We start from the raw sequence: 15,062 nt of genomic DNA, 5'->3' as shown, positions 1-15,062 counted from the left end.
TGCTAAACTTTTATAAATAATTTTAATGGTATAAACTTAACTTTAAAAAGGTAATCAAAATGGCTGAACAAGACAAAGAACTAACCACATTACAGTTATACATGCAACAGATGGGAAAGCACCCGATGCTTTCTCCTGAAGAAGAAAAAGAGCTTGCTATCCGTGCAAAGAAAGGAGATAAAGAAGCTTTAAAAAAGCTGATAGAAGGTAATCTAAGGTTTGTTGTAAGTATTGCAAAAAACTTTATGGGATGGGGAGTTCCTTTAACGGACCTTATAGCAGCCGGAAACCTTGGACTTATAGAAGCTGCAAAGAGGTTTGATCCAGAAAAAAACGTAAAGTTTATCTCCTACGCTGTATGGTGGATAAGACAGGCTATAATGCAAACCATCTTTCAACAAACAGGAGCGTTAAGAATACCTATAAAAGAATCTTTATTTATTGCAAAGGTTAAAGATACTTACGAAAAGTTAAAAGAAGAGTTAGGTAGAGAGCCAACGGAAGAAGAGATTGCAAAAGAGTTAAAAACATCTGTTAAGAAAGTCAAAAATGCCCTATCCATAGTAAGACAGCCAATATCGTTGGATATGCCCCTTGGTGAAGGTGGAGAAGAGGACTTTACCCTACTTGACATTTTATCCAAAAAAGGAACAGAAGATGTAGAAAGAGAGTTGGTAGAAGAAACTTTAAAAAAAGAATTAGAAGGTATGCTTAACGTTCTTGATGAAAGAGAAAGAGAAATAATAAAATTAAGATATGGACTGGAAGGTGTAGAGCCAAAAACTTTAGAAGAAGTGGGAGAAATGCTTGGTATATCAAGAGAAAGAGTAAGACAGCTTGAACAAAGAGCATTGAAAAAATTAAAAGCCTTAGCTTTAAAAAAACATCTACAGGATTTTCTATCTTAGTGTTTTATGAAGGTTTTAACATACCACAACATAGACTATCCACCCAAAGAAGCCAAGTTAAAAAGTTTGTATGTAAATCCGGATAAATTTAGAAATCAGATAAAGTATTTGAAAAAATTTAAAAATACTGTTTTATCTAACGAGATAGATAAAAGTAAAAATGCAGTTTTACTTACATTTGACGATGGATACAGAGATTTTATAAAAAACGCATACCCTACCTTAAAAAAGTACCAAGCAAAAGCTTTAATATTCGTTGTAGCCGGATTAACAGACAAGTACAACCTATGGGACTGGAAAAAACTAAATGTAAAAAAGCCATTGATGGATTGGGAAGAGATAAAGTTTTTAGTAAGTGAAGGATTTGAGATAGGTTCCCACACAATAACCCATCCTTTTTTAACAAAGATTCCGGAAAAAACAGCAAAAGCAGAGATAGAAGACTCAAAGAAAATTTTAGAAGACAAACTTGGTGTAGAGATAAAAACTTTCTGTTATCCTTATGGAGATTACAACCAAAAAGTAAAAGAGATGGTAATTGATGCAGGATACAAGATGGCTTTTACAACTAAACACGGTACTTTTGAAGAAAGTAAAGATATGTTTGAAATAAAAAGAGTTACAGTTTTTGGACATTGGATTTTACCACAGTTTTTATGGAAAGTTTTACTATGAAACTACTTTGGTTGAACGCAAACCCAAATCCAAATCCTGGAGGTACAGAACTTCACTCAATAGACTTTATAAACAACATAGAAAAGTACTATCCGGATATAATACTTTATAAAGCTGTTGCAAAAGGTAGCTTTGTAGATAAAAACACATCAGATAAAAACAAGTACTATATAACGTTGAAATCTGAGTTTTCACCGATAAACACGATAAAGCTTATTTCATTAGCAAAAAAGTTAAATCCGGATTTTATAGTAGGAAACAACGGGAACGAGTACATAAACACATTTTTAGCAGGTAAAGTATCCCGGGCAAAGATAATACTATTTCGCCATATGCTTAACTACCAACCATTTTTTAATAAAAAGTTTATTCTACCAAATGTAGATAAAATATTTGCGGTAAGTCAGGCAAGTAAACAAAGACTGTTAAAAGATGGAATTCCACAAGAAAAGATAGTAGTTTTACCAAACTTTATAGACGAGGAAAAATTTTATTACAATCCAATAGAGAAAGAAGAAATCAGAAAGAAGCTAAACATTACATCGGAAGAAAAAGTAATAACATTCATAGGTAAAGTAAATAGAGGAAAAGGTGTATTTGATTATGTTGAAGTATGTAAAAAACTAAATGAAAGTTTTGGTAATTTAAGATTTTTGATAATAGGAGATGGGACAGATTTTAATCAAGTTGTTGAGAAATTTAAAGAGTATGGTTTATATGAAAAATTAATTACAACCGGAAACACAACACAACCCCATAAATATCTAAAAGCATCTGATGTTGTAATGGTACTATCCAAAGGAGAAGAGAGTTTTGGAAGGACGGTTGTAGAAGGTTTTGCTGTAAAAAGTCTTGTGGTAGTTTACGACGTTGAAAATCTAAAGTACTTGGTAGAAGACTATAAATCCGGATTAATTGCAAAAAAAGATAATGTAGATGAGGTTGTTGATAAAGTTAAAAATGTTCTATCAGATAAAGAACTCTATCAAAAGATAACACAAAACGCTTACAATGAGTTTTTAGAAAAGTATACAAAGGAAAAAGTGTTAAGTAAATTTGTGAATGAATTGAAAAGAGTTTAATCTTCAATACTTCTATTTAAAGCTTCTTCGTATGTGTACGGGCATTTTTGAGGAAAGTTGTAATCATCTGGATTTTTATCGTTTTCATCAAGCCAATTTTTCAACTTAACTACCGCATGTCTCCAAGCTCTATCAATTTCAGTGGGAAGTTTATATTGTAAACTTGGATAATCTTCCAAAAGTACTTTTAACTCTCTTCTTGCATTTCTTACACTCCTTTCCCAGCTTTTTCCGGCTGTATTACCACCAGCTAAATGTTTGAAGTTATCCAACTTGTACAGATGTTCTAAAATAACAGCTAAATAGCTGACACAAGCCTCTAAGTGTCTTGCTCCCATATCTTCTATCTCCTCAAGTAGGTTGTCCCAGTCCACCAACTCGTAAGCCTTGTCTTTTAGCAGTTGGAGGTTTATATCTACCCACAGAGGATAATCCTTATCGTATAACTGTTTTAACTGTTCTTTTGATACTTCTATGGTTTTCATTTTACTACCTCTATTTTTAGCTTTTAATAAAATTTTATCATTTTTTAAAGATTGACAACACTATGGCAAATAGAGTGTTAATAAATACTATTGTATACCCTGTTGGAAAATCAAAGTTGTAAGATATTAATAAAGAAAGGAATATCAATACCATACCCACCAAGATAGAGTATAGAATATGATTTTTTTTGAATAATTTAAGTGATATAAAAGTTGGAGATATCAAAATGGAAAAAACAACAAAAACACCTGCTAACTTTACAGAGCTTGTTAAGGTTATGGCAAATGTTGTGAAAAATGCCAACTCTCTCCTAAATCCGGATAATCTACTAACAACAAAGTAAATAAAAACACCTATTAACAGATAAAGTAAAGATACCTTAAAAACTTCATTGTAGGAAGTAAAAAGTATGTCGTAAGCTAAAAGGTTGTTGAGTTCTTCTAATCCATGGGGAGATTTTGACATAACTATAAATATTAAGGATGTTCCAAGAGCGTAAATCAAACCTATAAAAGCTTCCTGAGACAGATTTTCTTTATGGCTTACATAAGCTATTAGCAAAGATGTTATAAGTGCAAAAGAAAGAGAAAATAAGTAAAGGTATTGTCCTTCAAAAAGGTAAAGGGAGACGGCAACCCCAACGGCTGCCATCTGTCCAACTGCAAGGTCTGTAAAAATGATGTTTCTTTTTATAATTTCAAGCCCATAATAACTGTGGATTACAAGTAAAACTAAACTAAGTAAAAGAGGTGGTAGAAGAAGGTCAATCATTTGTTATCCTCTTTACTATTTCATCAAAAAGTGAGAATATATCTTTTGCTTCACTCACAGCTCCAACATCATGAGGGAGGATAACGTACTTTACAGATGTTTTTTCACTTAAAAATTGAGCTGGTTTTAAAGGATGGTAAACATCCTGCAGTATTAGACTTACTTTCTCGGTTTTAATAGTTTGAATGAGATTTTCAAGGTGTTTTGCTGTAGGTGGAATACCTGGAAGAGGCTCTATAGTACCAGCTACAACCATTTGGTACCTGTTTAAAAAGTAGTCAAAAAGTTTATGGTACTCAACAACTTTTACTCCTTTTACTTTTTCCATAGATGTGTTCCACTGTTTTATTTTTTCGTTCCATCTTGCTTTGAAGGTTTTGTTGTTATCTTGATAAAATTGGCAGTTTTGAGAGTCAAGTTTACACAGTTTTGAGGTGATGGCATCCGACAACAAAGGAATGTTATAAGGGTCCAAGTGAAAGTGGGGATTTCCTTCCGGATGAACATCTCCCATAGCTCTTGACACACTCTCAGGTTTTTGAATCAACTTTACAAATAAAGATAAGTCTAAAAATCCGGAAGATGAAGGCTGTATTTTACCATTGTTAGCTTGGTTTAGAAGAGGAGGAAGCCAACCAATTTCTAAAGATACTCCGTTTATTATAAGCAAGTCAGCATCCCTTAGTTTTACAGATAAAGAAGGCTTTGGTACTACAAAGTGAGGGTCAAGGTTTCCGGATGCTAAATAATCCACCTTAGCTTTATCTTTAACTATCTCCTTTGTAATACTTGCTATGTAAGGATAGGTTGTAACAACTTTCAACTGTGCTTTTGCACTACCGATTACTGTTATAAATGTCAGTATTAAAAATACAAACTTTTTCATTTCCTACCTCCTTCTTGAAGTCTTTTTAAAATCCATGGGCTCCGTGAGCTCCGATGGCAATGTTAAACTGTAAGATAATCTCTTGGTTTGGTTTTCTTTCATTTTCTAAAAATAGACTTTTGTCGTAGTTGTATTGAAGTCTTATCCTTGAAAACTCCGAAGGTAAAAAGTCTATCATAAACGAGTATCTGTAAAGGTTGTCAGGTTGATTTTGGTTTACTCCATTTAATATTACATCGTTTTTGTTTATAAGGTCGTACCTTACACCTGTTCTCCATCTTTGGTCAAACTTGTAAACAACTTGAGAGTAAAATCCTCCCTGTTTCTTTTCCAATGAAGGTGTTATAAGATTTCCAACATTGTTATAACCATACCTTGTTCCGTCAAACTTTCTGTATATGTACTCTGACTGCCAAGTTATATACCTGTAAGAGTCTATGTTGTACCTGACTGTAAGGTCAGCTCCGTAAATTTTAGTTGTACCTGATATGGCATGAGGTGTATCATCTGTAAGATGGTCAATTCTTGTTCCACCTTGGGCGTAGGATAGTCCTGAGAGTATGGAAACATTACCTATGTCAAAAGATGGTTTCACATAAAAAACATACAGGTTAGGTTTTTTGGTATCTGATATTTTAATGTTATCTCCTGAACCATTTTGCTTTGTGTTTACGGTAAAACCATTCCTGTTGAAGTTGTTTTCGTTATCTCCTTGAAGGATTTCAAGTCCAAATTGTAAGAAGAAAGGTGTAGGTGCAAGCCAAGTCAACTGAGAGCCTTTTTCAAGTAAGTTGTGAGGACCAAAAATTGAGTAGTATATAAGTGGTGCATCTACAAAGTCCCAGTAGTGGTGGTGTTTCTCGTTTAGCCTTCCAAATTTACTGTAAAACTTCCCAAGCTTTAGTCCTAAGTTGTAAGGTAGTTGACGTGTTTTTATATAAGCTTCTTCTATCTCAAAAGCACTTTCTCTTAGGTGGAATATACCAACTAAATCAAAGTATGGGTCTACAGTTTGGGCGATGTAAAGGTGAGCGTAGTTTAGGTTAAATCCTCTTTCCGGATTGTATGGACCTTCTCCCTCATGTCCATCATGGGAGTGGAAAAGTCCATGGTTAAATCCGGGTATTTGAACTTGTTTATAAGTGTCATCTGTAAGGTTTCTACTTACGTAAGAAAAGTCTAACAGTAAGGATATATCCGGAACAAATTTTGCTTGTGAAAATGGATTAGATAACATCTTTTCAAAAGGGTCCCTTCCGTCAACGTTTTGGAGTTTTCCTCTGGTTTGTTGAAGTATCTCCTGCTGGTCTTGAAGTTGTTTTACCTTTTCTTGGAGTTGTTGAATGATTTGTTGTTGTTTTTCAAGTTGTTTTTTTAACTCATCAACTTCTGATGCAGTTGCTGTTAAAAATGGTATTAAAGCTGTAATCAAATACTTTTTCATAGTAATACCTCCTCTCTAAAATTTTTTGGTTAAAAAGTGTTAGAAAGTTTTGTAAGAATCAAAAGAGAGGAGGACTTCGTGGAAGGATGCTTAGAGGTATTTCTTTCTTGATATAATATGTTTGAGGTTTTGATATGTGTTTTTCTTCAAAATTTTTAATTTCAAAGTTAAAGGTTAAATCGTTTGGGTCTTCAGATTGTTGATTTAGTTGTAATACACAAACTTGACAGTCCGGATGGGTTTTATGGTCTTCATGGTGGTGTGTTAAAGTCAGTGAGTTTGCAAATAATAGGTATAAACCTATTAGTAAGCTAAAAAACTTTTTTAGTTTCATATTTTTAGATTTATTTTACTGCTGCCATCAAAATGGCTTCACAGACTACTTGACCGTCCACTTTTGCTACCGCTTTTATCTTTCCCATAGATTTCTTTATATTTATTCCTTCTACTTCAAATATTATCTGGTCTCCGGGAACTACAGGTTTTCTAAACTTTGCTTCTTCTATACTGGCAAATAAAACTGTTCCGTTTGTTATATTGGCTTTCTTTAACATTAGATAAGCTCCAACCTGTGCCATAGCTTCTATTATCAAAACACCGGGCATAACTGGGTTATCCGGAAAGTGTCCAACAAAAAAAGGCTCGTTGTAAGTAACATTTTTTAAAGCTTTTATCTTCATATTCTCTACATCAATTTCCAGTATCCTATCTACCAACAAAAATGGGTATCTATGGGGTAAAACTTTCATTATGTCCATTACATTTTCCATAATAATCCTCCTAAGTATAGGTCTGCAATAACAAAAAACATATATATTATACTTACAAATCCGTTAACTGTAAAAAAAGCTTTGTTTATCTTTGATAAATCATTCTCCTTTATTAAAAGATGTTCATAAATTAAAAATCCACTAAGGATAAACACTCCTACAAAGTAAATCAAGCCTAATCCGGATGTTATCCCTGTTAGAACTATAAAGATAAAGGTTGAAAAGTGAAAAAGTCTTGCTATGATAATTGCATTCTTTACTCCGTATTTTGCAGGTATAGAGTATATTCCAAAAGCTCTATCAAATTCGTAATCTTGCAGTGCGTATAAAATATCAAATCCGGATACCCAAAAAGCCATAGCCAACCCAAGCATAACAGCTGATAGCTCAACATAACCCTTTAAAGCTATAGATACAGCAACAGGTATTAAAAAGTAAACCATTCCTAAAATTAGGTGAACGTACTGAGTAAATCTCTTTCCAGCCGGATATATCAGTAAAAGTAAAACAACAATCGGAGAAAGCCAAAAAGCAAGCATATTCAACTTGTAAGCAGTATACATAAAAAGTATTGAAGAAATAAGACCAATAACCATCATTTCCCAAGGTTTTACTTCACCTTTTACAGAAGGCCAGTTTTTGGTCCTTGGGTTCATTTTATCGATAGGAACATCTATATACCTGTTAAAAGCCATTCCGGCTGTCCTTGCAAATATCAAAGCTAATAAAATCCAAAACAATTTTTCCAATGAAGGAATTGATTTTTCTACTATAAAAACTGATGAAATTCCAAAAGGAATAGCAAAGATTGTATGAGAAAATTTAATCAGTTCAAGGTAAGTTTTAATTTTGTTTATCACTTGTTAACACAACCTCAACACATTAAAATTATAATAATTATATCAATTGTTGGAGAACTAAGTTGATTAAAAAACAGGAGGTAATAAAAATCGTGAAGAAGCTGATTTTACCCGTAGCTTTAATTCTTGCACTTACATTTATAGTTAAGGCTCAGTTTGAAAAGTATCAGGAAGGTTATAAGCAAAACGTTCAAGGGAAGTCCTACAACTTTCCAAACCTGCAAGCTGCAGACGAGGAAAGGGTTAAACTTATAGAAGCTGTATCATCCGGAGTTGCCACAGTATTTACAACACAAGAAATAACCGTCCGAAACCCATTTTTTGATATGCCTTTTGGAGATTTCTTTGGAATACCAAATACTCCCCAGTTTAAACAAAAAAGACAAGGACTTGGTTCAGCTTTCATAGTAGATATCGACTACAACAAAAAAGTGGTCTATCTACTGACTAACAACCATGTAGTAGAAAACGCAAAAGACATACAGGTTCAATTTAAAAACAAAGTGACTTTAAAAGGTAAAGTGGTTGGAGGAGATAAACTAAGTGATGTTGCACTTATAGAGGTTCCATTCAAGAAAGGTATTGAAGAATTTGCTTCTAAAAATGTGCTAAAACTTGGTGATTCAGACCAGCTAAAAGTAGGTTCAACGGTAATTGCAATAGGAGCACCTCTTGGTCTTTCTGACACTGTAACCATAGGAATAGTTTCTGCCAAAAACAGACAGATAGAGGACAGACCTGGAGAAGGATTCATTCAAACAGATGCTGCTATTAACCCAGGAAACTCTGGTGGACCTTTGATAAATGTGAAAGGAGAAGTGGTAGGAATAAATACAGCAATAATTGCAGGTGCACAAGGACTTGGATTTGCAGTTCCTATAAACCAAGCTAAATGGGTAATGGACCAGATTTTAAAATACGGAAAAGTAAAAAGAAGCAAGATAGGGGTTATAATACAGCCTTTAACAGCAGATTTGGCAGAACACTTTGGAGTAAATGAAGGAGTTTTGGTATCAAACGTACAACCAGGAGGTCCTGCGGATAAAGCCGGAATAAGAGCCGGAGATATAATAGTAGAAGTAAATGGAAAGAAAATATCAGACATAGCGGACCTTCAAAATCAAATTATGAAAAATCCACCAGGTACAAAACTAAAAATCAAAGTAATAAGAGATGGAAAAGAGCTTACATTTGACGTTGTTACGGTTCCATTGGAGTCAGAGGATACAGCTGTAGAAACACCGCAAGATGGGACAAGTATAGAAAATACAGTAGGTTTAATAGTAAAAGATTTAACTCCGGATTTAATTAGAAAATACGGACTTCCAAAAGTTGATTACGGTGTTTTAGTTTATGCGGTCAAAGAAGGTTCTGCCGCTGAAGATGCAGGATTACAAGCAGGAGATATTATTCTGTCTGTAAACAGAAAACCGATAAAATCTTCCTCTGAATTTTGGTCTTTGGTAAGTAAAGCAAAAAAAGAAGGACAAGACAACGTTTTACTCTATGTTCAAAGAGGTGATAACAGAATATACACAACACTATCTTTAAGATGATAGCTCTATTTGGTGGAAGTTTTGACCCAGTTCATCTGGGTCATTTACGAATTGCTGAAGATGTAAGGGAATTTTTTGGGTTAGAGAAGATAGTATTTATTCCGGCTTTTATCTCTCCTTTAAAATCCTTTACAAATGCTTCAGCGGAAGATAGGGTAAATATGTTAAATTTAGCTATAAAAGATAACCCTTTTTTTGAAGTGTCTGACTATGAGATAAAAAAAGGTGGAAAATCTTTTACGATAGATACAGCTAAACATTATCAACAGATTCTTTCTCATAAACCTGTTTTTATACTTGGCTCTGATTCTATTTTAACGCTTCATAAATGGAAAAATCCGGATGAACTTTTAAAAATCGCAAACTTTATAGTTGTAGGAAGAGGTAAAGACAATTACAAAACTATTTTTCAATACTTAAAAAAAATGTTTAACTTTACAGATATTTACTATAATGAAAAGAACATTAAAAATGGTGTTTACTTTTACGATAGCCGAAGGATTGATATATCATCAACAGAGATAAGAGAAAGAGTTAGATTGAATAAATCCATAAAGTACCTAACAACAAAGGAAGTAGAAGATTATATACACAGAAAAAATCTTTATAGAAGCAGTCCATAAAGGACTGCTTCTGTCTTTTTAATGAGTTTTATATCCTTTTTCAGCTACTTTAACAAGTTTTAAAAAGTGAAAAGCAAGACTTATCGCTCTGAAAAGTTGATAAATCAAAGAGTGCATTCTTCTTTTGTCACTATCTGAAAATCTAAATTTTGCCTGTGCCATAGTATCTTCCTCCTATTTTTAAGGTATTAGTTTCCAGAAAGGTTTACCTTGGAGTTTCCATAAAAATGCATAGTGTAGTCCAAGTTTAAACCAAGCTCCAGCTTTACCAGGTTCTGCCACACAAAGGTCTAAATCTCTTCCGTATTCCGGATATTTTGCTCTGTTCCTTGCGACAGGGAAAATTGCTATTGTTCCTGCCATTCCATCAAAGATACCATTTTTCATAGAAGCTACACAAAGTCCTGGAGTTTCAGCCATTGATGCTGTGTTTTGAGGCTCTCTTCCTTCAATCATATCAATTATGTTTAAAGCAGCTGCTTTACCGGAAAGTTCAGCTGTGTATCCTGTTCTTGGTGGTGCAGGTGCTATCAAAGTTCCGTTTGGAGATTTACTTGGCTTAGATAAAGGTCCTGGAGGTGCAAATGCAATACCTGCAGCAAAAATGTTTTTGTAAATAGGGTTCTGATAAGTTTTGGGCCAATCTGGACCATCAAGTTCTTCGTAAGGTTTTCCATAAACCGCATCAACTTTTACAAATCCGGCAGGATTACAGACTTTATCTTTAATGTCGTTTCCATCTTTGTCTATCCATTTTATAGGTTGACCTGCAAACGGCGGTAACAACATTGCAAAGTCGTACTCTATCTCTTTAAACTCTCCTTCTATATTTTCTGTGTATATTTTCTTTTCATCTACTTTGTGAACATGACTTCTTATTTCATACTTGATGTCGTAATCGTAAAATATAGCCTCAGCCATCATTTCAGAAGTGAATATCAAAGAACCTCTCTTTGCTTCAAGACCATCTATACCGAAATCTCCAAGTTTTGGTTCGTTGGAAAGCCATATCAACTCAACCCTGTCTCTTAAACCTCTATCTACCAAATCATTATGAACGTTTGTGATAAACTCAAATCCGGCTCCTTGACATGTACATGTACCGTGTCCTGTTCCGATAACTATTCTAGCTTTATCTCCTTTTTCCAATCTTTTTACCAACTCCAAGTACGCTTTTGCTGTTTCTACTGCGTGGGGCGGTGTACAGACTGAGTAAGTATAACCTTTATCCGGTCCAAGTCCGGGAGTTGCATCAAAGTTTAGCTTAGGACCTGTTGCTACCAAAAGATAGTCGTAGTCAAGTTTTTTGGTATCCTGAGTTCCGTAAGGTTGAATGATTACGTAGTTTTCATCCGGATGCACTTCCGTTAAAAATGCCCTTTCATACTTGATACCGAACTTATCATAGACAGGTTTTAGGGGAAACTGTGTTTTCTCAACAGGCATCTGTCCAACGCCAACCCATATAAGAGAAGGAATGTAGTTGAACGTCTCATTTGGGGTAACAACCGTAATTTCATGCTGACCCTTCAGCCTATCACCTAAAATAAGAGCTGCGTAGTGCCCTGCAAACCCACTTCCGGCAATAACAATTTTTGCCATAGCATCCTCCAAAAAAATTTTTTAAAAATCTTAATAATTTTATCATACTCCTGAAACCGTTAGTTAACAACAACTAACTAATTTAAATCATAGAAAAGATTAAAAAATTTTTAAGATAATAGCTAATTTAAAATCATTGATTTTTATCAAAAGTGTAAAGGAGTTTTTGATGAACTGGATAGTACTAAAACGCTCTAAAATTTTAGTTAAAGGTAAAAAATCAAAACTTAATTTAAAAGGTATACAAGAAGAGCATAAAGCATTTTTACACAATTTGTTGACAAACGATATAAACAATCTTGCGGATAAAAAGTTTAACTACAACTTTATGCTTGACTCAAAAGGTTCTCCTTTACTCGATTTTTTTGTTTACAACGATGAAAACAAATTTATCATTGATACAGACCAAAATCCAAATGAGCTTATAGAAAAGTTTAATAAACTCAAACTATCTTTACAAGTATTCTTTGAGATACTAGATTATAAACATCTTTACATCTTTGGTGATGATTCTAAGAAAATTTTGTCTAATTTAGGATTGCCTACACCTGAAAAATTTAGTTTTGAAAAAACGGATAAGTTTTATATTGCAAACAATCCTCTTAGATTAGGAGTATCCGGATTTGACTTGTTTGGTAACATTGATGAAATAGTTGAAAAGTTAGATAAAAATCTACAGATAAATGAAAATGATTTTGAAGATTTAAGAATAAAAAACTGTATTCCTAAAATAGGGAAAGAATTAAAAGAAAACATACTACCCTTAGAAACAAACATATGGAAATACGCTATAAGCTTAAATAAAGGGTGTTATGTAGGACAAGAAGCTATTGCAAGAGTTTATTACAGAGGAAAGCCTCCAAGAGTGATGGCAAAATTCTCATTCAGCAAAAATGTAAAAGAAGGAGAAAAAATAACTTTTGACGAAAAACCTGTTGGAACAATAACTTCCATTACAAAAGATGGTCATGAAGGTATTGGATTTATTCTGAGGTCAAAAGTATGGGAAGGAAAGGATTACAATGGTATAATACTTTTAAAAACTTGTGAAGAGCTTAATGTATGAAAAGGAAATTTTAGAGAATTTTCAAGAACCTGTAATTGTTATTGATAACGAGGGAAAGATTCTATACTCAAATCCAGCTTTTGATAGTTATTTTTTCTTAGATGTAAAAAAATTGATAACTGAAGTGATTTCCATAAAATATCTTAAAGAAGGTATATCCGTAAAAAATTATATTTTAAACGTTGACAATCTTTCTTTTTTAATAGATGTTTATCCTTTGGAAAGTAATTCATTCATCGTTTTGATAAAAGATATTACAAGACTTTTGAAAGTTGAAGATGAAACCAAAAAAGAAGGAACTTTAACTACAGTTTCAAAATTTTTGGTAGAACTGTTTCACGATATAAAAGGACCTCTCACCGGAATAAAAGCCGCAACCCAATTTTTAAAACAAAATCCGGATGAATTAGAAGTCTTAGATGATATACTTTATGAGGTAAAAAGGATTGAAGATTTTATAAATCAACTTTCTTACTTATCAAAGCCAGTACGACTAAATCTTGAGTACGAAAACATACACAAGATAATTGACAAACTTATAAAAAAATACCAAGCTATTTATAAAAGTGTAAAATTTGAAAGAGTGTACGACCCAAGCCTTCCGGATATTCCAATAGACAAAGAAAAAATAACCTCAGTTATAGAAAATCTCATTAAAAATGCAATAGAAGCAATCAATCAGGAAGGAAAAATAACCATATATACAGGGTTATCAAACGACCCTATCTTTTCCCCAAAGATGAACAAAGTATCCATAAAAATTAAAGATAGTGGAAAAGGAATACCTACAGAAATAGTTGACAAAATATTTTTACCTTTCTTCACAACAAAACAGTTTGGTTCTGGTGTAGGACTTGCAAATGCGTACAATGTTGTAAAAAGTCATAAAGGTGTATTAAGATATATAGGAAATTCTACTTTTGAGATAGTTTTACCAATTAGGATGGAAGTTGAAAGCAATAGTTTTTGAAGATGAAAAAACTACACGAAACATATTAAAAAGAATCTTAAACAAAGAAAACATAGAAGTTTACGATTACGAAAAAGGCTTAGATGCTATAGAAAAAGTAAAAGAGATAAATCCGGATTTTATTTTTTTAGATATAGGACTCAAAGATTCTAATGGTTTAGACATTTTACAACAAATCACATCTTTAGAAAATCATCCTTATGTGGTTATTATATCGGGACATTCCGAGTACAAATATCTCATTCAAGCTATGAAACATGGAGCCTTTGATTATATAATCAAACCTTTTGATATAGAAAGAATAAAACAAGTAATAAACGAAATAAGAGAAAGTATAAAAGCCAAGGTAGTATCCGATATTCCTCAAGAAGAGATAATAGGAAAAAGCTCAGCGATGAAAGAAGTGTTTAAAATAGTCGGAAGAGCGGCAAGTTCAAAAGACCCAGTTTTAATAACAGGAGAAAGTGGAACAGGAAAGGAAGTAATAGCCAATCTTATACATAAATACTCAGACAGGTCCAACAGACCATTCATTGCTCTAAACATGGCATCCATTCCTATCGGACTTGTAGAAAGTGAACTGTTTGGATTTGAAAAGGGAGCATTTACCGGAGCAGATAAGTCAAGGGAAGGAAAGTTTCTTCAAGCAAACGGAGGAACTTTGTTTTTAGATGAGATAGGAGAACTTCCACTAGAATCTCAGGCAAAACTGCTTAGAGCGATTCAAGAAATGGAAATCCAACCTCTAGGCTCAAACAAAAGTATAAAAGTAGACGTAAGAATTATAACAGCAACCAACAAAGACCTGATAAAGCTTGTAGCAGAAGGAAAGTTCAGGGAAGATTTGTTTTACAGGTTATCTGTAATAGAAATAAGAGTACCACCGTTAAGAGAAAGAAAAGAAGATATTCCGGATTTGGTAGAACTTTTTACAAAACAGGCATTAGAAAGATACAGACTTTCTTCCGGAGGATTTACTTCCGAATCTATAAAGTTTTTAACAAACTATAGCTGGCCCGGAAATGTAAGAGAACTTAAAAACCTTGTTTTTAAACTTATAGCCCTTTACAGAGAAAGACCAATCACTCCTGATTTACTACCTGCAAACATAAAAGGTGAAGAAGAAAAAACATCAGATTGGAGGAGTGGATTTTTAATAGAAGCAAGAAAAATGCTAACCAGAAGAAGAAAAAATATATATATCAAACTAATAGAAGAAGCTGAATACATCCTAATAAAAGAAGCTTTAAAATTTACAAATGGAAATGTCTCAAAAGCAGCTGAATACCTTGGACTTCACAGAAACACTATAACTAAAAAAATCAAAGATTTGGAAATATCTTTAGAAGATTAAATCAATGGT

The 15,062-nt window shown here is 33.3% G+C and carries 17 protein-coding genes; 8 read left to right on the top strand and 9 right to left on the bottom strand.

From position 1 onward, the window contains the following. Positions 1-59 precede the first annotated feature (59 nt). The 3 genes from NE054_RS00160 to NE054_RS00150 are packed head-to-tail and all read left to right on the top strand — an operon-like array spanning position 60 to position 2,665. On the top strand, positions 60-908 hold the full coding sequence (locus NE054_RS00160; RefSeq protein WP_297886946.1) for an RNA polymerase sigma factor RpoD/SigA: 849 nt from the start codon (positions 60-62) through the stop codon (positions 906-908). A 6-nt stretch (positions 909-914) separates the two neighbouring features. Continuing rightward, on the top strand, positions 915-1,583 hold the full coding sequence (locus NE054_RS00155) for a polysaccharide deacetylase family protein (protein WP_297886944.1): 669 nt from the start codon (positions 915-917) through the stop codon (positions 1,581-1,583). Next, positions 1,565-2,665 carry a glycosyltransferase family 4 protein gene (locus NE054_RS00150; protein ID WP_297886942.1) on the top strand — a complete coding sequence of 367 codons (1,101 nt, stop codon included), beginning with the start codon at positions 1,565-1,567 and terminating at the stop codon, positions 2,663-2,665. The genes NE054_RS00155 and NE054_RS00150 overlap by 19 nt, the downstream gene beginning before the upstream one ends. Here NE054_RS00150 and NE054_RS00145 read toward each other — a convergent pair. Genes NE054_RS00145 through NE054_RS00115 form a run of 7 tightly spaced genes read right to left on the bottom strand, consistent with a single transcriptional unit; the run spans position 2,662 to position 7,882 of the window. Then, on the bottom strand, positions 2,662-3,150 hold the full coding sequence (locus NE054_RS00145) for a DUF29 domain-containing protein (protein WP_297886941.1): 489 nt from the start codon (positions 3,148-3,150) through the stop codon (positions 2,662-2,664). The two genes, NE054_RS00150 and NE054_RS00145, sit on opposite strands and share 4 nt — an antisense overlap. 37 nt (positions 3,151-3,187) lie before the next feature. Continuing rightward, positions 3,188-3,922: a metal ABC transporter permease gene (locus NE054_RS00140; RefSeq protein WP_297886940.1), complete on the bottom strand. Its 735-nt coding sequence runs from the start codon at positions 3,920-3,922 to the stop codon at positions 3,188-3,190. Further along, positions 3,915-4,808 carry a zinc ABC transporter substrate-binding protein gene (locus NE054_RS00135; RefSeq protein WP_297886939.1) on the bottom strand — a complete coding sequence of 298 codons (894 nt, stop codon included), beginning with the start codon at positions 4,806-4,808 and terminating at the stop codon, positions 3,915-3,917. Before NE054_RS00135 ends, NE054_RS00140 begins: the two co-directional genes overlap by 8 nt. A gap of 25 nt (positions 4,809-4,833) precedes the next feature. Further along, on the bottom strand, positions 4,834-6,252 hold the full coding sequence (locus NE054_RS00130) for a hypothetical protein (RefSeq protein WP_297886938.1): 1,419 nt from the start codon (positions 6,250-6,252) through the stop codon (positions 4,834-4,836). A gap of 58 nt (positions 6,253-6,310) precedes the next feature. Further along, positions 6,311-6,586 carry a hypothetical protein gene (locus tag NE054_RS00125; protein WP_297886936.1) on the bottom strand — a complete coding sequence of 92 codons (276 nt, stop codon included), beginning with the start codon at positions 6,584-6,586 and terminating at the stop codon, positions 6,311-6,313. A 10-nt stretch (positions 6,587-6,596) separates the two neighbouring features. Next, positions 6,597-7,022 carry a 3-hydroxyacyl-ACP dehydratase FabZ gene (fabZ, locus tag NE054_RS00120; protein ID WP_297886934.1) on the bottom strand — a complete coding sequence of 142 codons (426 nt, stop codon included), beginning with the start codon at positions 7,020-7,022 and terminating at the stop codon, positions 6,597-6,599. Continuing rightward, positions 7,010-7,882, bottom strand: a complete 873-nt coding sequence (locus tag NE054_RS00115; RefSeq protein ID WP_297886932.1) for a UbiA-like polyprenyltransferase — start codon at positions 7,880-7,882, stop codon at positions 7,010-7,012. Before NE054_RS00115 ends, fabZ begins: the two co-directional genes overlap by 13 nt. 92 nt (positions 7,883-7,974) lie before the next feature. Here NE054_RS00115 and NE054_RS00110 point away from each other — a divergent pair, with 92 nt between their 5' ends. Then, on the top strand, positions 7,975-9,438 hold the full coding sequence (locus NE054_RS00110) for a Do family serine endopeptidase (RefSeq protein ID WP_297886931.1): 1,464 nt from the start codon (positions 7,975-7,977) through the stop codon (positions 9,436-9,438). Beyond that, entirely contained in the window at positions 9,435-10,061 is a 627-nt protein-coding gene (gene nadD / locus NE054_RS00105; RefSeq protein WP_297886929.1) for a nicotinate (nicotinamide) nucleotide adenylyltransferase, read from the top strand. Before NE054_RS00110 ends, nadD begins: the two co-directional genes overlap by 4 nt. Before the next feature lie 18 nt (positions 10,062-10,079). Here the strand turns inward: nadD and NE054_RS00100 are convergent, their stop codons facing one another. Together NE054_RS00100 and NE054_RS00095 are read right to left on the bottom strand one after the other, a co-directional pair. Beyond that, complete coding sequence (locus NE054_RS00100; protein ID WP_297886927.1) at positions 10,080-10,223, bottom strand: hypothetical protein; 144 nt, start codon at positions 10,221-10,223, stop codon at positions 10,080-10,082. Positions 10,224-10,241: 18 nt separating this feature from the next. Next, complete coding sequence (locus tag NE054_RS00095) at positions 10,242-11,663, bottom strand: FAD-dependent oxidoreductase (protein WP_297886926.1); 1,422 nt, start codon at positions 11,661-11,663, stop codon at positions 10,242-10,244. Positions 11,664-11,832: 169 nt separating this feature from the next. Here NE054_RS00095 and NE054_RS00090 point away from each other — a divergent pair, with 169 nt between their 5' ends. Genes NE054_RS00090 through NE054_RS00080 form a run of 3 tightly spaced genes read left to right on the top strand, consistent with a single transcriptional unit; the run spans position 11,833 to position 15,053 of the window. Next, positions 11,833-12,729, top strand: a complete 897-nt coding sequence (locus NE054_RS00090) for a folate-binding protein (RefSeq protein WP_297886925.1) — start codon at positions 11,833-11,835, stop codon at positions 12,727-12,729. Continuing rightward, on the top strand, positions 12,722-13,699 hold the full coding sequence (locus tag NE054_RS00085; protein ID WP_297886924.1) for an ATP-binding protein: 978 nt from the start codon (positions 12,722-12,724) through the stop codon (positions 13,697-13,699). The genes NE054_RS00090 and NE054_RS00085 overlap by 8 nt, the downstream gene beginning before the upstream one ends. Continuing rightward, on the top strand, positions 13,680-15,053 hold the full coding sequence (locus NE054_RS00080; protein ID WP_297886923.1) for a sigma-54 dependent transcriptional regulator: 1,374 nt from the start codon (positions 13,680-13,682) through the stop codon (positions 15,051-15,053). Before NE054_RS00085 ends, NE054_RS00080 begins: the two co-directional genes overlap by 20 nt. The last annotated feature ends 9 nt before the right edge of the window (positions 15,054-15,062 follow it).

The sequence above is a fragment of the Sulfurihydrogenibium sp. genome, from assembly GCF_027448985.1.
GTDB lineage: Bacteria > Aquificota > Aquificia > Aquificales > Hydrogenothermaceae > Sulfurihydrogenibium.
The sequence above is the reverse complement of the archived record's forward strand: the minus strand, read 5'-3'. Positions and strand labels throughout refer to the sequence as shown.

Excerpts from the sequence above, each read along its gene's own strand:
- NE054_RS00135 (WP_297886939.1), bottom strand. The coding sequence starts at position 4,808 with ATGAAAAAGTTTGTATTTTTAATACTGACATTTATAACAGTAATCGGT.
- fabZ (WP_297886934.1), bottom strand. The coding sequence starts at position 7,022 with ATGGAAAATGTAATGGACATAATGAAAGTTTTACCCCATAGATACCCA.
- NE054_RS00145 (WP_297886941.1), bottom strand. The coding sequence starts at position 3,150 with ATGAAAACCATAGAAGTATCAAAAGAACAGTTAAAACAGTTATACGAT.
- NE054_RS00095 (WP_297886926.1), bottom strand. The coding sequence starts at position 11,663 with ATGGCAAAAATTGTTATTGCCGGAAGTGGGTTTGCAGGGCACTACGCA.
- NE054_RS00125 (WP_297886936.1), bottom strand. The coding sequence starts at position 6,586 with ATGAAACTAAAAAAGTTTTTTAGCTTACTAATAGGTTTATACCTATTA.
- NE054_RS00100 (WP_297886927.1), bottom strand. The coding sequence starts at position 10,223 with ATGGCACAGGCAAAATTTAGATTTTCAGATAGTGACAAAAGAAGAATG.
- NE054_RS00130 (WP_297886938.1), bottom strand. The coding sequence starts at position 6,252 with ATGAAAAAGTATTTGATTACAGCTTTAATACCATTTTTAACAGCAACT.
- NE054_RS00150 (WP_297886942.1), top strand. The coding sequence starts at position 1,565 with ATGGAAAGTTTTACTATGAAACTACTTTGGTTGAACGCAAACCCAAAT.
- nadD (WP_297886929.1), top strand. The coding sequence starts at position 9,435 with ATGATAGCTCTATTTGGTGGAAGTTTTGACCCAGTTCATCTGGGTCAT.
- NE054_RS00160 (WP_297886946.1), top strand. The coding sequence starts at position 60 with ATGGCTGAACAAGACAAAGAACTAACCACATTACAGTTATACATGCAA.
- NE054_RS00085 (WP_297886924.1), top strand. The coding sequence starts at position 12,722 with ATGTATGAAAAGGAAATTTTAGAGAATTTTCAAGAACCTGTAATTGTT.
- NE054_RS00155 (WP_297886944.1), top strand. The coding sequence starts at position 915 with ATGAAGGTTTTAACATACCACAACATAGACTATCCACCCAAAGAAGCC.
- NE054_RS00140 (WP_297886940.1), bottom strand. The coding sequence starts at position 3,922 with ATGATTGACCTTCTTCTACCACCTCTTTTACTTAGTTTAGTTTTACTT.
- NE054_RS00090 (WP_297886925.1), top strand. The coding sequence starts at position 11,833 with ATGAACTGGATAGTACTAAAACGCTCTAAAATTTTAGTTAAAGGTAAA.